Here is a 17,053-nt window from a genome sequence, read left to right as displayed (position 1 = left end):
TCAAATCTACCGTGCGGATGCCGTGGCCACTCGTGGACGCCCGCCCGGGGCCTGCGTACGTTGGTGGTGAGGGCGCGCCGGCGCCCGCGAGGGGGGCGACGTGTCGGGTCCTGGACGGCAGTGGTGGCGCGACGCGGTGATCTACCAGGTCTATCCCCGGTCGTGGGCGGACTCCGACGGCGACGGCATCGGCGACCTGCCCGGCATCACCGAGCGGCTCCCCCACCTGGCCGAGCTCGGCGTCGACGCGGTCTGGCTCTCGCCGTTCTACACCTCGCCGCAGCGCGACGGCGGGTACGACGTCGCCGACTACCGGGACGTCGACCCCGTGTTCGGCGACCTGGGTGCGTTCGACGCACTCCTCGAGCGGGCCCACGACCTCGGCCTGCGGGTCATCGTCGACGTGGTCCCCAACCACTCCTCCGATCAGCACCCGTGGTTCCAGGCGGCGCTCGCGTCCCCACCGGGCAGCCGCGAGCGGGCGCGCTACCTGTTCCGCGACGGCCGTGACGGTGGCCGGCTGCCGCCGAACAACTGGACCAGCATGTTCGGCGGCCCCGCATGGGCACGGGTGACCGAGCCGGACGGCACGCCGGGCCAGTGGTACCTGCACATGTTCGACCGCTCGCAGCCCGACTTCGACTGGACCAACCCCGAGGTGCGCGACGAGCTCGAGGACGTCCTGCACTTCTGGCTCGAGCGCGGCGTCGACGGCTTCCGCATCGACGTCGCCCACGGCCTGGTCAAGTTCGAGGACCTCCCCGACACCGATCTCACCCTCGACGCGAACGTCGACGCGACGGCCCTCGCCCCCATGTGGGACCAGCCCGGTGTCCACGAGATCTATCGCAGCTGGCGCCGGCTCGCCGACTCGTACGCGGTCGAGGGCGAGGACGCCGACCGGATCCTGTGCGCCGAGGCGTGGGTGCTGCCGGCCCAGGCCCTGGCGCGGTACGTCCGAGCGGACGAGCTTCACCAGTCGTTCAACTTCGAGTACCTCATGACCCCGTGGCTGCCCGCCGAGCAGCGCGCGGCCATCGCCCACTCGCTCGCCCAGGCCGAGGCGGTCGGCGCGCCGCAGACCTGGGTGCTCTCCAACCACGACGTGGTGCGGCACCCCACCCGCCTGGGCTACCCGCAGCGGCCCGGCCTGCAGCGGATCGCCGGCATCGGTCCGGACGACCCGCAGCCCGACCCCGTCCTCGGCCTGCGTCGGGCACGCGCGGCCACGGCCGTGATGCTGGCCCTCCCGGGCTCGGCGTACCTGTTCCAGGGCGAGGAGCTCGGGCTGCCCGAGGCGACCCGGCTGCCGGACGAGGCACGCCAGGACCCGACCTGGGAGCGGTCCGGTCACACCCAGCGGGGCCGCGACGGGTGCCGGGTGCCGGTCCCGTGGGAGGAGCACGCACCCTCGTACGGTTTCGGGCCGGGTAACCGGTCCTGGCTGCCGCAGCCCGCCGAGTTCGGCGCGCTGGCGGTGGACCGTCAGCGCGACGACCCCTGGTCGACGCTGAGCCTCTACCGGGCGCTGCTGGCGGTCCGCCGCAGCCACCGGCTCGGGCTGGGCCGCCTGACCTGGCTCGACGGCCACCCCGAGGACGTCCTCGCCTTCCAGGTCACGTCCGACGGTCCACCGGTGACGGTCCTGGCGAACCTCGGCACCGAGCCGTTGCCCCTCCCCAGCGGCGCCGAGGTGCTCGTGACCAGCGCTTTTCCCGGCACCGCAGGGCACGTGGGGCCCGACGAGACAGTGTGGCTCCGCGGCTGACGCACGTCGTGTTGCACTCCGTTGTCCACAGGACTAGGTTCGTCTCGATCCTGTGATCCGCATCACTCGGCGGGCTCGGGGTTCGTCGTGAGGGGAGCACATGACCGTTCGACCGATTCGCAGACTCGCCACTTCCGTGGCCGTGGCAGCGTTGTCCATGAGCGTGCTGGCCGCCTGCGGTGGCGACAGCGGCAAGCCGAAGCTGAACTGGTACATCAACCCCGACGGCCAGGACACGCTGACGTCGGTGGCCAAGCGGTGCAGCACGGACGACTACGACATCCAGATCCAGCTCCTGCCGTCCAGCGCGACCGACCAGCGCACCCAGCTGGCCCGTCGCCTCGCGGCCGAGGACAGCTCGACCGACCTGATGAGCCTGGACCCGGTGTTCATCCCGGAGTTCGCCAACGCCAAGTGGCTCGCCCCGTTCACGGGCGATCTCGCGGCGAAGGTGCTCGACGACGACGTCCTCAAGGGCCCGTCCGAGATCGTCCAGTGGGAGGACCAGGTCGTCGCGGCTCCGCAGTGGTCCAACACGCAGGTGCTCTGGTACCGCAAGTCGCTCGCCGAGGCCGCCGGTCTCGACATGAACAAGCCGGTGACCTGGAACCAGGTCATCGACGCCGCGGCCGACCACGACGGCACGGTCGGCGTCCAGGCCAACAAGTACGAGGCGTACGTCGTGTGGATCAACTCGCTCATCCAGGGCGCGGGCGGCGACATCCTGGACCCCGCGACGGTCGAGGACGGTCGCGACGCGAAGGTCACGATCGACTCCGCCGCCGGCGAGGACGCCGCGAAGGTGATCGAGAAGCTGGCCAAGTCCAAGGCCAAGCAGCCCGACTTCACGACGTCCAACGAGGGCACGAGCCTCGGCCTGATGTTCCCGGACAAGGGCGCCGGCGAGTTCATGACCAACTGGACCTTCGTCTACAAGAACTACGAGGGCCTGATCGGCAAGCCCGGCGGCCCCAAGGACAAGGCGCAGTTCGAGGACCTCGGCTGGGCCCGCTACCCCGAGACGGTCGAGGGCAAGGAGTCCAAGCCCCCGCTCGGCGGCATCGCGATCGGCGTCGGCGCCTTCTCCAAGCACCGCGACTTCGCCCAGCAGGCGGCGGCGTGCGTGACCGACCCCGAGGCCCAGGCGGCACTCGCGGTCAGCGACGGACTCATGCCGTCACGGCAGTCGGTGTACGACTCCGAGGAGCTCAAGAAGGCGTACCCGCCGGACCTGCTCACGTTGTTCAGCCAGAGCATCGACTCGGCCGGGGCCCGGCCCAAGAGCGCGTTCTACAGCCAGATCTCCAGCGCCCTGCAGTCGCGCTGGCACTCGCCGAACTCGGTCAACGCGGGGACGCCGAAGAAGTCCGCGGACTTCCTGAACCAGATCCTCGAGGGGAAGGCACTGCTGTGAGCACCACCTATGTGCAGACCGCGGTCGACCCGGCCGACGAGGCCGACAGGCCGGACTCGGACCGGTCCCGGGCCGAGAACTCCTTGGCCCGCAAGCTGGTGGCACCCGCCCTCGTGCTGATGCTGCTCGTCACCGCGTTCCCGATGCTGCGGGCGCTCTACCTGTCGCTGTTCAACTACTCGCTGACCGACCCCGACGCCCGCGAGTTCGTGGGCCTCGCCAACTACGCCACGGCGCTGAGCGACTCGTTGTTCTGGCGCGATACCTTCAACACCGTCGGGATCATGATCATCACGGTGGCCGTCGAGCTGGTGATCGGCTTCGCGTTCGCGATGGTCATGCACAAGGTGATCTTCGCGCGCGGCGTCATCCGCACCTCGATCCTGATCCCCTACGGCGTCATCACGGTCGTCTCGGGCTTCGCGTGGCAGTTCGCGTTCTCCAACACCAACGGATTCGTCAACAGCTGGCTGCCGTTCACCCCGGACGACTTCAACTGGTTCGGCCAGTACTGGTCGTCGATGCTCGCGATCATGGCGTCGGAGATCTGGAAGACCACGCCGTTCATGTCGCTGCTGCTGCTGGCGGGCCTGGCCCAGGTGTCCGAGGACATGCTGGAGGCGGCCAAGGTCGACGGTGCCACGTGGTGGCAGCGCCTCTACAAGGTCATCCTGCCCAACATGCGGGCCGCGATCATGGTGGCCGTGCTGTTCCGGGCCCTCGACGCGTACCGCATCTTCGACAACATCTTCGTCATGACGGCCGGGGCCAACAACACCGAGTCGATCTCGTTCCTCACCTATCGGCAGGTGATCGAGCAGTTCCAGCTCGGCATCGGATCAGCGCTGTCCGTGCTGCTGTTCCTGTCCGTGCTGGTGGTCGCGTTCGTGATCGTCAAGCTGTTCCGGGTCAACCTCGCCGACGCACGGCAGGAGAGCTGACATGGGCAAGAGCCTCAAGGGCAACATCGGCACGCTCCTCGGGTGCGCACTGATCTTGATCTGGTGCCTGCTCCCGGTCGTGTGGATCATCTCGCTGTCGTTCAAGTCCCAGCAGGCCGTCACCAACGGCAGCCCCGGCTTCTTCCCGTCCTCGGGCGGCGGCGCGGGCTGGTCGAACTACTCCGACGTCCTGCAGGACGAGCAGTTCCGGCGGGCGATCATCAACTCGATCGGCATCTCGCTCATCGCGACGGCGCTCTCGGTCATCATCGCGACCCTCGCGGCGTACGCGATCGCGCGCCTGGAGTTCAAGGGCAAGAAGTTCGTGCTCACCACGGCCCTGGTCATCGCGATGTTCCCCGTCGTGTCGCTGGTCGGCCCGCTGTTCGACATGTGGCGCACGTTCGGCATCTACGACACCTGGCTCGGCCTGATCATCCCGTACATGTCGTTCACGCTGCCGCTGGCGATCTGGACCCTCTCCGCGTTCTTCCGCGAGATCCCGTGGGAGATGGAGCAGGCCGCACAGGTCGACGGCGCCACGTCGTGGCAGGCGTTCCGCAAGGTCATCGTCCCGCTGGCAGCGCCCGGTGTGTTCACCGCCGCGATCCTGACGTTCTTCTTCGCGTGGAACGACTTCGTGTTCGGCATCTCCTTGACGTCGACCGAACGCGCCCGCCCCATCCCCGCCGCCCTGTCGTTCTTCGTCGGGGCCGATCCGTTCAACCGGCCGGCATCGCTGCTGGCCGCGGGTGCCGTGGTCGCCACGGTCCCCATCGTCGTCCTCGTCCTGTTCTTCCAGCGCAAGATCGTCGCCGGCCTGACCGCCGGCGCAGTGAAGGGTTGATCTCTCATGGCAGCCATCGAGATGAAGCACATCGTCAAGAAGTACGGGGACGGATTCCCGGCGGTCAACGACGTCAGCATCGACGTCGCCGACGGCGAGTTCATGATCCTCGTCGGGCCCTCCGGCTGCGGCAAGTCCACGCTGCTGCGGATGATCGTCGGCCTGGAGGACATCACGTCCGGTGACATGATCATCGGCGGCGAACGGGTCAACGACCTCGCGCCCCGCGACCGCAACCTGTCGATGGTGTTCCAGAACTACGCGCTCTACCCGCACCTGACGGTCTACGAGAACATCGCCTTCCCGCTGCGCCTGGCCAAGGTCCCGGACAAGGAAGTCGACGAGAAGGTCCGCGCGGCCAGCAAGACCCTCGACCTCGACGAGCACCTCCAGCGCAAGCCCGCGAACCTGTCCGGTGGTCAGCGCCAGCGCGTCGCGATGGGCCGCGCGATCGTGCGTGACGCGAAGGCGTTCCTGTTCGACGAGCCGCTGTCGAACCTCGACGCCAAGCTGCGCGGCCAGATGCGCACCGAGATCGCACGCCTGCAGAAGCAGCTGGGCATCACCACGGTCTACGTGACCCACGACCAGACCGAGGCCATGACGCTCGGCGACCGGGTCGCGGTCATGAAGCGGGGCGTCCTGCAGCAGCTGGCGACGCCGCGCGAGCTCTACGAGCAGCCGGTCAACCTGTTCGTCGCGGGCTTCATCGGCTCGCCGCCGATGAACTTCCTGCCCGCGACGGTGGAGGGCGGCGAGGTCAAGCTCCCGTTCGGCACGTTCCCGCTGCCGGCCGCGAAGGCCGAGCGCACCGCCGGCAAGGGACTGCTGATGGCCGGCATCCGTCCCGAGCACTTCGAGGACGTCTCGGTGCTGCACCACGACGAGGTCGACACCACCCGCACGTTCAAGGCACACATCGACGTCCGTGAGTGGCTCGGCGACCAGCAGTACGCCTACGTCCCGTACGAGGCCGAGCCCAAGGTCCAGGACCAGCTCAAGGAGCTGGCCCGCGAGTCCGACAGCGACTCCCTGCGCACCCAGCTCGTGGTCTCGCTGGACGCCTCCAGCACCGTCCAGGAGGACGACGACACCACGCTGCTCATCGACACCGACAAGATGCACCTGTTCGATCCGTCGTCCGGCGAGAACCTGACCGTCGGCCTCTGACCGGGGGCCCGATTCCCAGGAGAACCCCGGAACCTGTCGCCTCTACCCGCTCGCAACAGGGGTGAGGTGCAGGTTCCCGGGGTGACCCGAAGGTTTCGGGGAGAGGCGCAGCTTTTCGGTGGGAGCCCCCGCGAGGATCCCGGGGTTCTCCTGGGAATCAGCGCTCGGCGTCGGCGCGCCGGCGCTTGCGGCGGCCCTTGTGCTTGACGGCGGCCATCACCTCGGCGTTCCACTCGTGCTCGCGGATGAGGCGGTAGCGCTCCCCCGCGACCCGCAGGTACGCGGCTGCGGGACGCTCGTCGTCACCGCGGACGCCGGCCTCCTCGATCATCCGCACGACCGGCTCGAACTCCTCGGCGTACCACCGCTCGGCCATCGTCTTCTTGTCCATGTAGGCGCCCTCGCGGTGCATGGTCCGCGCGGCCCACGCCTCCACGGTCTCGGCGATGACGCCGTAGTCGGTCGGCTCGTCGACCGCCACGGCCGCGCGCGCCTCGCCGGTGAACGGCACCCGCTGCAGCATGAGACGTCGCCAGAACTTCAGCTCGAGGTCGGCCCGGGCGTCGATCCCGACCGGGGCCAGGAAGGTCTCGATCGCGGTGACCCGCGCCTCGATGAGGTCGACCCCGAGACTGCGGGCGACCGAGACGCGGTGGTGCCCGTCGCGGACGAAGTAGTAGTCGCCGATCTGGTAGACGTCGATCGGCGGGATGACCTCGCCCGTCCGACTGGCGCGCGCGAGGCGTTCCCAGCGCTGCCGGTTCACCGCCGACGTCGGACGGAAGCGCCGGTCGAAGTCGCGTGCCTTGTCCACGGACCCGACGATCGCGTCGAGCGGGATGACCTTGGTGCCTACGTAGTGCTCGGAGCGGCGGCCCAGCGCGTCGACGACCTCGTCGAAGGACATCGACTGCACGACGTCCTCGGTGTCGTTGCGCAGCCGTGCCGCCAGGCTCGACAGCAGCTGGTGGCGGCGGGCGCGCATGAAGTCGCTCTCGGCGTCGACACGTGGGGACCCCGAGCTGCTGACCATCAGGCGCTCCGGCGCGACCTGGCCGGGACGGGCACGACCGAGCGGGGCTCGATCTCCAGGACGTCCCACGGGATCACGTTGCGGATCGTGGTCGGCCCGACGGAGCGGTCGGGCTTGAGCATGCCGAAGGGATGGACGTGCCCGTGCAGGTGCCAGGTCGGCTGCAGCGCCTCCAGGACACCGTGGAGGGCGGAGATGCCCTGGTGGCTGGGGTCGGGCTCGTCGCCGAGGCCCAGCGGCGGTGCGTGGGTGAGGAGGACGTCGACAGCGCCCGCGCGACGAGCGCTCCGCAGCAGCTGCTTGGCGCGCGCGTCGTACTCCTTCTGGGTGTACTGGTGGGCGCCGGAGTTGTAGCGCACCGAGCCGCCCAGGCCGGCGATGCGCAGTCCCGCGACCTCGACGACCCGCCCGTCCGCGTTGACGTACCCGGCGGGGCCGGTGCGGCCCGGACCGGGGACCGGGTCGTGGTTGCCGGGCACGAACACGGCGGGGACGTCGAGTGCCGTCACGATGGACTCCAGGTAGTCCCACGGCAGGTCGCCGGCACCGATGACCAGGTCGACGTGGAGGTTCCGCAGACGGGATCGGGCGGCGGGGACCTCCTCGTCCGCCACTGCCAGCACCCGCACCATGCTCACGACAGTAGCGCGGCGATCACGCGATGACACCCCCCTCACTCGTCGCGTGCGGCCTCCTGCGCCCAGCGGGCCTTGTCGGCCTCGATGCGGCGGCCGAGGAAGAACGCCCCGAACCACAGGGCGGCGAACATCAGGCCGACGAAGAACATGATCGGCACGAGGAACCCCATCGCGATCGCGCCCACCTGGATCAGGTGCCCGACGACGTAGGCCTGCGGGCCGCGCAGCGAACCGGCCACGAGGATGCACAGCGCCGCGAGGCCCAGACCGACGACCAGCGCCCAGACCTTGTCGACGTTCTCGACCGAGATCATGACCGGCACGCTGAGCGCCAGGATGATCGCCTCGAGCGTCAGCATCGCCGCGCACATGCCTCTCATGCGACGTGTCCGCCGAGCAGGACGCGCGCCTCACCGACCGTGACGACCGAACCGGTGACCAGCACGCCGCCGCTGCCGATCGCGTCGTCGTACCCCTCGGCGGCGTCGGCCTTCTGGATCGCCCGCTCGATCGCGTCGTCGAGCCGCGAGATCAGCGTGACCCGTTCCTCGCCGAAGATGTCCGCGGCGATCTCGGCCAGCTCGACCGCCGGCATCGACCGCGGCGTGCTGTTCTGGGTGCAGATGATCTCGGCCATGACGGGCTCGAACACCTGCAGCATCTCCTCGACGTCCTTGTCGGCCATGACGCCGACGACACCGATGAGGGGGCTGAACGAGAACGCGTCCTGGACGGCCTCGATCGTGGCGCGGGCGCCGTGCGGGTTGTGCGCCGCGTCGAGCAGCACCGTGGGGCTGCGACGCATCACCTCGAGGCGGCCCGGGGAGCTGACCTGGGCGAACGCGTCACGGACCAGGTCCGCGTCGAGCTGCTTGCTGCCCGTGAACGCCTCGACGGCGGCGAGGGCGTACGCCGCGTTGTGCGCCTGGTGGGCGCCGTGCAGCGGCAGGAAGATGTCGTCGTACGAGCCGGAGAGGCCACGCAGACCGATCTGCTGGCCACCGATCGCGGTGACCCGGCTCTCGACGCCGAAGTCGGTGCCCTCGTGCAGCGCGACCGAGCCGACGTCGAGCACCCGGCGCATGAGCACGTCCATGACCTCGGGCGACTGCTCGGCAAGGATCGCGTGCGAGCCGGGCTTGATGATGCCCGCCTTCTCGACCGCGATGATCTCGGGCCGGTCACCGAGATAGGCCGCGTGGTCGACGCCGATCGGAGTGACGACCGCGACCTGCCCGTTCGCGACGTTGGTCGCGTCCCACGAGCCGCCCATGCCGACCTCGATCACGGCGACGTCGACGGGCGCGTCGGCGAACGCTGCGAACGCCATCGCGACCATCATCTCGAAGTACGACAGGGGGTGGGCCGACGAGTCGTCCACGATCTGCGCGTACGCCGCGACGTCAGCGAAGGCCTCGACGAACAGGGCCTCCGACAGCGGGGCCCCGTCGAGGCTGATGCGCTCGGTCATCGACTGCAGGTGCGGGCTCGTGAAGCGTCCGGTGCGCAGGTCGAGCGCGCGCAGCAGCGTGTCGATCATGCGGCTCGTCGACGTCTTGCCGTTCGTGCCGGTCAGGTGGATCACCGGGTACGCCGCCTGCGGGTCGCCCAGGAGGCGGCACAGGGCGGCGATGCGATCGAGGGAGGGCTCGAGGCGGGTCTCGGGCCAACGGCCGAGGAGCGCGCGCTCGACCTCCGCGTACGTAGGTGTCATCCCGCCCAGTATCGCAGCACCTCAGGGACGCGTCAGGGTCACCACCGATGTTCAAATTGTCGGCACCCTCCGGCATAGTGAGGAAGATCACGTCGCACACCACTCGGGGCGCCCGAAGGAGGGCCACCATGCACCGCAGCATCGCCGGATGGGTCACGCACCACTGGGTCAAGTGGGTCGTGGCGGTCCTGGGACTCGTCACGATCATGGCGATGGGGTCCCTCGGCGCCAAGCTCACGAGCGTCCAGGACAACGACATCGCCTCCTGGCTGCCCGGGGACGCCGAGTCCACCAAGGTGATCCAGAGATCGCAGGCCTTCTCCAACCCCGACGACATCCCGGCGGTCGTGCTCTACGTGCGCGACTCGGGCATCACCCCGGCGGACGCCGCCAAGGCCACGGCGGACATCGCCCAGATCAAGGGCGTCGAGACGGTCACGAACGTGGTCGGACCCATCCCGTCCGAGGACGGCAAGGCGCTGGAGGTCCTGGCGACGATCCGCATGAGCGACGACGGCTGGGAGGACCTGCCCGACCGCGTCGACGACATCACCGCGATCGCCGACCGGGACGCGGACGGGCTGGACGTCCGTCTCGCCGGCCCCGCAGCGCTCGGCGCCGACCAGGCCGAGGCCTTCTCCGGCATCGACGGCATCCTGCTGCTCGCGGCCGTCGGGATCGTGTTCATCATCCTGCTCATCACCTATCGCAGCCTGCAGCTGGCGATCCTGTTCCTGCTCTGCGGTGTCGGCGCGGTCTTCATCGCCCAGGGCCTCGTCTACCTGCTGGCCAAGCACGCCGACCTGACCGTCAACGGCCAGAGCGCCGGCATCCTCAGCGTGCTGGTGCTCGGCGCAGGCGTCGACTACGCCCTCCTGCTCGTGGCCCGATATCGCGAGGAGCTGCACCACTTCGAGGACCGCCACGAGGCCATGGCGCACGCGCTGCACCGCGCCGCGCCGGCCGTCCTGGCCAGCGGCGCGACCGTCATCATCGGGCTGCTGTGCCTGATGTTCGCCCAGATGAACTCCACCAGCAGCCTCGGTCCGGTCGGCGCGGTCGGCATCGCCTGCGCCCTGCTGGTCATGATGGTCCTGCTGCCGGCGCTGCTGGTCATCGTCGGACGGTGGATCTTCTGGCCCTTCGTCCCCCGCTTCGGCGACCCGGTCAAGAGCGAGACCGGCCTCTGGGCCCGGGTCGGCCAGCGGATCGCGAAGGCGCCGCGCGCCGTGTGGGTCACGACCACCCTGATCCTCGTCGCGCTCTCGTTCGGCGTCCTCCAGCTCGACGCCGACGGCCTGACCAACGAGCAGAGCTTCACCAAGGAGCAGCCGTCGGTGCTCGCCGAGCAGGAGCTCGCGAAGCACTTCCCGGGCGGGGCCGGCTCCCCCGTGGCCGTCATCGCCGACGGCACCAGCGCGGACGCGGTCAAGGACGCCTTCGCCGGTGTCGACGGCATCGACCCGGCCTCGGTCGAGGTGAAGAGTCCTGAGGGCAGCCCGGTCGCGTACCTCGAGGGCACGCTCACGTCCGCCCCAGACTCCCGCGCGGCCTTCGACACGGTCGACCGGGTCCGCGACGCGGTGCACGACGTGCCCGGCGCCGACGCGCTGGTCGGCGGCAACACCGCGGTCAACAAGGACGTGCAGTCCGCCTCCAGCGCGGACAACCGGCTGATCATCCCGATCATCCTGGCGGTCGTCCTGCTGATCCTGGCCCTGCTGCTGCGGTCCGTCGCGGCACCGCTGATCCTGCTCGTCACGGTGGTGCTGTCGTTCGGCGCCGCGGTCGGCATCAGCGCCCTGACCTTCCGCCACGTGTTCGGCTTCGAGGGGGCCGACTCGTCCTTCCCGCTGTTCGCCTTCGTGTTCCTCGTGGCGCTGGGCATCGACTACAACATCTTCCTGATGACCCGCGTGCGGGAGGAGTCGCTCAAGCACGGCACCCGCAAGGGAGCCCTGCTCGGGCTCGCGGCGACGGGCGGCGTGATCACCTCGGCCGGATTCGTCCTCGCCGGCACGTTCACGGCACTGGCCACGCTGCCGATCGTCTTCCTCGCCGAGCTGGGCTTCGTCGTGGCTGTCGGCGTGCTGCTCGACACGATCGTCGTCCGCTCGGTGCTGGTGACGGCGCTCAACCTCGACATCGGACGACACATCTGGTGGCCGAGCGCACTGGCCCGGACCGACGGCCCGGTCGGCGCGTCGGACGCCACCAGGACGGCCGAGCCCGTCGGCGCGGCGGGAGGGGGCGACCGCCCGTCGTGACCGGGAGCCGCTGACACCTAGACTTGTCTGTCGTGACTAGCGAACTCGGCAAATCTGGCTCTGGGACCGGCGTCCCGGAGAAGCCCGTCCTCGAAGGACTCGAGGCGACCTGGTCGGCGCGGTGGGCCGAGCAGGGCACCTACGCCTTCGACCGCTCGAAGACCCGGGAGCAGATCTTCTCGATCGACACCCCTCCCCCCACGGTGTCCGGGTCGCTGCACGTCGGTCACGTGTTCTCCTACACGCACACCGACCTCGTCGCGCGCTATCAGCGCATGCGCGGCAAGGAGGTGTTCTACCCGATGGGCTGGGACGACAACGGCCTGCCCACCGAGCGTCGCGTGCAGAACTTCTTCGGCGTCCGCTGCGACCCGACCCTGCCCTACGAGGCGGACTTCACCCCTCCGGAGAAGCCCGACGCCAAGCGGCAGATCCCGATCAGCCGCCGCAACTTCATCGAGCTGTGCAACCAGCTGGTCGAGGAGGACGAGAAGGTCTTCGAGCAGCTGTGGCGGACGCTCGGCCTCAGCGTCGACTGGGACCAGAAGTACACGACGATCGGCGACGAGTCGCAGACGGTGTCGCAGCGCGCGTTCCTGCGCAACGTGGCCCGCGGCGAGGCGTACCAGCAGGACGCGCCCACGCTGTGGGACGTGACCTACCAGACCGCGGTCGCGCAGGCCGAGCTCGAGGCCCGCGAGTACCCGGGTGCCTATCACCGGGTCGCGTTCCACGGCGCCGACGGCCCCGTCCACATCGAGACGACCCGCCCCGAGCTGATCGGCGCGTGCGTCGCCCTGATCGCGCACCCCGACGACGAGCGCTACCAGCCGCTGTTCGGGTCGACCGTGACCTCTCCCCTGTTCGGCGTCGAGGTCCCGGTCGTCGCCCATGCCTCCGCCGAGCCCGACAAGGGCTCGGGCATCGTCATGTGCTGCACGTTCGGTGACCTCACCGACGTCATCTGGTGGCGCGAGCTGCAGCTGCCCAACCGCACGATCATCGGCCGCGACGGGCGCATCCTGCCTGACGTCCCGGAGTGGATCGCCACTCCCGCCGGCGTGAAGCTGTACGCCGAGCTGGCCGGCAAGACCACGTTCACCGCCCGTGAGCTCACCGTCGCGGCCCTCCGTGAGTCCGGCGACCTCGACGGCGACCCGAAGCCCACGCAGCGCATGGCGAACTTCTACGAGCGCGGCGACAAGCCGCTCGAGATCGTCTCCACCCGCCAGTGGTACATCGCCAACGGCGGCCGCTCGGCCGAGCTCCGCTCCGAGCTGATCGGGCGCGGCGACGAGATCGACTGGGTCCCGGCCTACATGCAGTCGCGCCTGACCAACTGGATCGAGGGGCTCAACGGCGACTGGCTCGTCTCGCGCCAGCGCTTCTTCGGCATCCCGTTCCCGGTCTGGTACCGCCTCGACGAGGCCGGCGAGCCGGTCTACGACGACCCGATCCTCGCCGACGAGGCCAGCCTGCCGGTCGACCCCGCGTCGCAGGCTCCCCCGGGCTACGAGGACTCGCAGCGCGGTGAGCCCGGCGGCTTCATGGCCGATCCCGACGTCCTCGACACGTGGGCCACCTCGTCGCTCACCCCCCAGATCGTGTGCGGCTGGGAACGGGACGCCGAGCTGTTCGCCAAGACGTTCCCGATGGACCTGCGCCCCCAGGGCCACGACATCATCCGGACCTGGCTGTTCTCGACGGTCGTCCGCTCGCACCTGGAGCACGGCTGCGTGCCCTGGACGCACACCGCGCTGTCGGGCTTCGTGGTCGACCCCGACCGCAAGAAGATGAGCAAGTCCAAGGGCAATGTCGTCGTTCCCGACGAGATCCTCGACAAGTACGGCGCGGACGCCGTCCGCTGGCGCGCTGCGGGCGCTCGCCCCGGGGCCGACTCGCCGTTCGACGAGGCCCAGATGAAGGTCGGTCGCCGTCTGGCCATGAAGGTGCTCAACGCGAGCAAGTTCGTGCTGGCCCCCGAGGAGCAGTACGGTCTCGGCGCCGACGCCTCGTACCTCGACCCGGCACAGGTCACCGAGCCGATCGACCTGGCCATGCTGAGCCGGCTTCGTGCCGTCGTCGACGAGGCGACCACCGCCTTCGAGGCGTACGACTACGCGACCGCCCTCGAGGTCACCGAGAAGTTCTTCTGGGACTTCTGCGACGACTACCTCGAGCTGGTCAAGGAGCGCTCGCGCCGGGACGACGCCGGTGGCGCGTCCGCCAAGAGCGCGTTCGTCCTCGCCCTGTCGGTGCAGCTGCGGCTCCTCGCGCCGTTCCTGCCCTACGTGACCGAGGAGGTCTGGTCGTGGTGGCAGGAGGGGTCGATCCACCGTGCGCCCTGGCCGGACACCACGACCGACCTGACCACCGCCGAGCAGGACCCCGCCGTCCTGACCGCCGCTGCCGCCGTCCTCGCGGACGTCCGTGGCGCGAAGTCGGTCGCGAAGGTCAGCCAGAAGACCGAGATCGCTGCGCTCACGGTGCGGGCGCCGGCAGCGGACCTCGAGCTGCTCCGCCTGGCCATCGCGGACGTCACGGCCGCCGGTCGCGTGAGCTCCGAGCCCACGCTGACCCCGGACGAGTCGGTCGCCGGCTACGCGGTCGACGCCACGCTCGCCGGCTAGCTCACCCGTCGACGGCGCGCCCCGAGGACGCGGGCGCGCCGTCGTCGGACGTGCTCCACGCCTCGGTCTGGGTGAGCCAGAACAGGTACACCAGGGCCGGCAGGACGATGACGGCCGCGAGGGCGACCACGACGAGCAGACCGATCAGGGTGGCCCGCGCCCCGGCCGCGTCCTCGATCGACACCTGGTCGACCAGGATCCACGGGTACTGCGCGACGCCCCAGCCGAGGATGACGGCGGCCACGCTGGCGACCGCGCCGATCCGGGCCCTGGAGTAGCGCCTGCGCCACAGCAGCACCAGTGCGGCGGTGCCCGCGATCCCGGACAGCACGATGAGCGGCGTCGCCACGCCGAGCAGACGGTCGCTGAGCGTCCGTGCGTCGTCCCGGATCGGCAGCAGCGCCGCGAACACGACCACCCCGGTCACCACGCCCACGCCCAGGGTCCGCACCCGCAGCTTCTCGGCCAGCGCATCGTGGCCCGACCGCTGCGCGTCGGCGGTCAGGAACGTCCCGGCCAGGAAGGCGCAGGCCCCGACCGCGATCGCGCCACCGAAGAGCGACGTGGGGTGCAGCCAGGACTCCAGCACCGGACCGTTGCCCTCCGCCGGCACCCGGCCGGAGGCCACCGCACCGGCGACGGCTCCGAGGAAGAACGGGGTGATCAGCGAGGATCCCGCGAACACCGCACCGAAGATCCGCGCCTGCGCGAGCGATCCGGCGTACTTGCGGAACGCGAAGCTGGCCCCGCGCAGGACGATCCCCAGCAGTGCCAGGGCGAGCGGCAGGATCAGGGTCGTGGTCGCGGCCGCGAACGTGCCGGGGAACGCGGTCCACCACATCACCAGGACGTAGATCAGCCAGACGTGGTTCGCCTCCCACACCGGCCCGATGCTGTGGTCGATCAGCAGCCGGAGCTCGGCGCCCTCCTCGGCACTGCCGGCGGTCAGGTCGAAGAACCCCGACCCGAAGTCCGCGCCACCGAACAGGGCGTACGCCAGCACGCCGACGAACAGCGCGATCGCGACCACCACGGCCAGGCTCATCGCGACGTCGTCTCCCCCGCCGGGGACCGCGCCGGGCCGTACGGCGCCGGGAGGTCCTCGTCCCCGGCACGCCAACGACGCGCCATCGAGCGCAGCACGATGAACGCTCCGATCGTCATGCCGACGTAGACCACGAAGGCCACGGCATAGCTCCACCACAGCCCGCTGCTCGTGCTGGCGGCGTCCTCGGTCCGCAGCACCTCCCACACGGTCCACGGCTGGCGTCCCACCTCGGTCGCGATCCACCCGCACTCCAGGGCGATCACGGCGAGCGGACCGGCGACGACCGCGAAGCGCAGGAACCAGCGACGGCCCAGGAGGTCGTGACCGCGCCACCGCGCGAGCCAGAACACCACGACGGCCAGGGCCAGCAGCGTGCCGATCCCCACCATCGACTGGAACGCCACGTGGGTGATGTTGACCGGTGGACGGTCCGCGGGCGGGATCGTGTCCAGTCCCTGCACGCCCTTGGTGAACGAGTTGCGGGCGATCAGGGAGCCGAGCCGAGGGATGTCCAGCGCCCAGCGGACCTCCCCGTCGACGAGCAGCCCCCCGATGCGCAGGGGCGAGGGACTCTCGGTCGTCGTCGCGAGCTCGAACGCCGCGAGCTTCGACGGCTGCGCCTTCCCGACCTGCAGGCCCAGGACGTGGCCGATGACCGGCTGGAGCAACGCGGCGATCGTCGCGAAGACGAACGGGACGCTGAACCCCAGGCGGTGGTGCGCGTCGCGTCGGCCCTTCAGCATCCCCGCGGCGTAGACGCCCGCGACGACGAAGCCGACCAGCATGAAGGCCCCGACCCACATGTGCGCGAACTGCAGCCACACCGCGTCGTTGAACATCGCGCGCCAGGGGTTGACGTCGGTGACCCGGGCGGGCGAGCCGTCCGTCGACGGGACGAGCGTGAAACCGGTCGGTTGATTCATCCAGGCGTTGACCGACACCACGCAGAACGTGCCGACGACCCCTGCCGTCGCCATCGGGATCAGCATCATGAGATGGCGTCGCGGCGGCATCCGGCCCCAGCCGTACAGATAGATCCCGAGGAAGATCGCCTCGATGAAGAACGAGAGCCCCTCGAACGCGAACGGCAGCCCCAGCACGTCACCGAACCGTCCCATCAGCCCGGGCCAGAGCAGTCCCATCTCGAAGCTGAGGACCGTGCCGGACACCGCGCCGATCGCGAACAGCACCGCCGAGACCTTCGCCCACTTCTTGGCCAGGCCCAGGGCGACGGGATCGTCCTTGACGATGCCGCGGCGGTGGACGACGTAGATCATCGTGGGGAACGCGACCCCGAAGCACGCGAGGATGATGTGCCAGCCGAGCGACATCGCCATCTGCTGCCTGGCCGGGAGCAGGCCAGGAGGCCCGTCGGCCGAGGACAGGACGTCGAGCACCGCGCTCACGTACATCGCTCCACGGTACGTCCGGCGCACCGGCAGCGCAGCGCGGCGAACCGCCCCCGTGCCGATGCCACACAAAACCGCACAGATCCTTGACAAATCCACAGACTCGGGCATTTCATGGTCCTCAGTGACGCACGTCACAGGGTCGCACCCCCCGCAGCGGCCCCGGTCGAGTCC

Annotated in this window: 13 protein-coding genes; 7 read left to right on the top strand and 6 right to left on the bottom strand. The window is 69.9% G+C overall.

The window, feature by feature from the left end; all coding sequences use genetic code 11:
- The first annotated feature begins 100 nt into the window (after positions 1 to 100).
- The 5 genes from C3E78_RS05565 (at position 101) to C3E78_RS05545 (ending at position 6,140) form a co-directional block, all read left to right on the top strand.
- Positions 101 to 1,768 carry a glycoside hydrolase family 13 protein gene (locus C3E78_RS05565; RefSeq protein WP_108577363.1) on the top strand — a complete coding sequence of 556 codons (1,668 nt, stop codon included), beginning with the start codon at positions 101 to 103 and terminating at the stop codon, positions 1,766 to 1,768.
- A 157-nt stretch (positions 1,769 to 1,925) separates the two neighbouring features.
- Positions 1,926 to 3,182 carry an extracellular solute-binding protein gene (locus C3E78_RS05560; RefSeq protein WP_159085822.1) on the top strand — a complete coding sequence of 419 codons (1,257 nt, stop codon included), beginning with the start codon at positions 1,926 to 1,928 and terminating at the stop codon, positions 3,180 to 3,182.
- Positions 3,179 to 4,123: a carbohydrate ABC transporter permease gene (locus C3E78_RS05555; protein WP_235833690.1), complete on the top strand. Its 945-nt coding sequence runs from the start codon at positions 3,179 to 3,181 to the stop codon at positions 4,121 to 4,123. The genes C3E78_RS05560 and C3E78_RS05555 overlap by 4 nt, the downstream gene beginning before the upstream one ends.
- A 1-nt stretch (position 4,124) precedes the next feature.
- Positions 4,125 to 4,970, top strand: coding sequence for a carbohydrate ABC transporter permease (locus C3E78_RS05550; protein WP_108577361.1), 846 nt, complete (start codon positions 4,125 to 4,127; stop codon positions 4,968 to 4,970).
- A gap of 6 nt (positions 4,971 to 4,976) precedes the next feature.
- Positions 4,977 to 6,140: an ABC transporter ATP-binding protein gene (locus tag C3E78_RS05545; protein WP_108577360.1), complete on the top strand. Its 1,164-nt coding sequence runs from the start codon at positions 4,977 to 4,979 to the stop codon at positions 6,138 to 6,140.
- Positions 6,141 to 6,297: 157 nt separating this feature from the next.
- On the opposite strand, the gene C3E78_RS05540 is transcribed toward C3E78_RS05545, so the two are convergent.
- From C3E78_RS05540 to C3E78_RS05525, 4 genes are read right to left on the bottom strand one after another with little or no spacing between them, the layout of a single operon-like run.
- Positions 6,298 to 7,242 carry a ParB N-terminal domain-containing protein gene (locus tag C3E78_RS05540; protein WP_235833689.1) on the bottom strand — a complete coding sequence of 315 codons (945 nt, stop codon included), beginning with the start codon at positions 7,240 to 7,242 and terminating at the stop codon, positions 6,298 to 6,300.
- On the bottom strand, positions 7,173 to 7,805 hold the full coding sequence (locus tag C3E78_RS05535; protein WP_108580768.1) for a metallophosphoesterase family protein: 633 nt from the start codon (positions 7,803 to 7,805) through the stop codon (positions 7,173 to 7,175). The genes C3E78_RS05540 and C3E78_RS05535 overlap by 70 nt, the downstream gene beginning before the upstream one ends.
- A gap of 41 nt (positions 7,806 to 7,846) precedes the next feature.
- Positions 7,847 to 8,191 carry a DUF4233 domain-containing protein gene (locus tag C3E78_RS05530; protein WP_235833688.1) on the bottom strand — a complete coding sequence of 115 codons (345 nt, stop codon included), beginning with the start codon at positions 8,189 to 8,191 and terminating at the stop codon, positions 7,847 to 7,849.
- Positions 8,188 to 9,525 (bottom strand): bifunctional folylpolyglutamate synthase/dihydrofolate synthase, encoded by a 1,338-nt coding sequence (locus C3E78_RS05525; RefSeq protein ID WP_108577358.1) that lies wholly within the window; start codon positions 9,523 to 9,525, stop codon positions 8,188 to 8,190. Before C3E78_RS05525 ends, C3E78_RS05530 begins: the two co-directional genes overlap by 4 nt.
- A 128-nt stretch (positions 9,526 to 9,653) precedes the next feature.
- Between C3E78_RS05525 and C3E78_RS05520 the strand changes: the two genes are divergently transcribed.
- Positions 9,654 to 11,792: an MMPL family transporter gene (locus tag C3E78_RS05520; protein WP_108577357.1), complete on the top strand. Its 2,139-nt coding sequence runs from the start codon at positions 9,654 to 9,656 to the stop codon at positions 11,790 to 11,792.
- 32 nt (positions 11,793 to 11,824) lie between these two features.
- Positions 11,825 to 14,422 (top strand): valine--tRNA ligase, encoded by a 2,598-nt coding sequence (valS, locus tag C3E78_RS05515; RefSeq protein WP_235833687.1) that lies wholly within the window; start codon positions 11,825 to 11,827, stop codon positions 14,420 to 14,422.
- A gap of 1 nt (position 14,423) precedes the next feature.
- On the opposite strand, the gene C3E78_RS05510 is transcribed toward valS, so the two are convergent.
- Together C3E78_RS05510 and C3E78_RS05505 are read right to left on the bottom strand one after the other, a co-directional pair.
- A complete protein-coding gene (locus C3E78_RS05510) occupies positions 14,424 to 15,467 on the bottom strand; it encodes a cytochrome d ubiquinol oxidase subunit II (protein ID WP_108577355.1) in 1,044 nt (347 codons plus the stop codon).
- The gene (locus C3E78_RS05505; protein WP_199906939.1) at positions 15,464 to 16,882 is read right to left on the bottom strand and encodes a cytochrome ubiquinol oxidase subunit I; all 1,419 of its coding nucleotides are present in this window, start codon (positions 16,880 to 16,882) and stop codon (positions 15,464 to 15,466) included. Before C3E78_RS05505 ends, C3E78_RS05510 begins: the two co-directional genes overlap by 4 nt.
- Positions 16,883 to 17,053 lie beyond the last annotated feature (171 nt).

It is taken from the genome of Aeromicrobium chenweiae (assembly GCF_003065605.1).
Taxonomy (GTDB): Bacteria; Actinomycetota; Actinomycetes; order Propionibacteriales; family Nocardioidaceae; genus Aeromicrobium; species Aeromicrobium chenweiae.
This window is presented reverse-complemented; position numbering and strand designations above follow the sequence as displayed.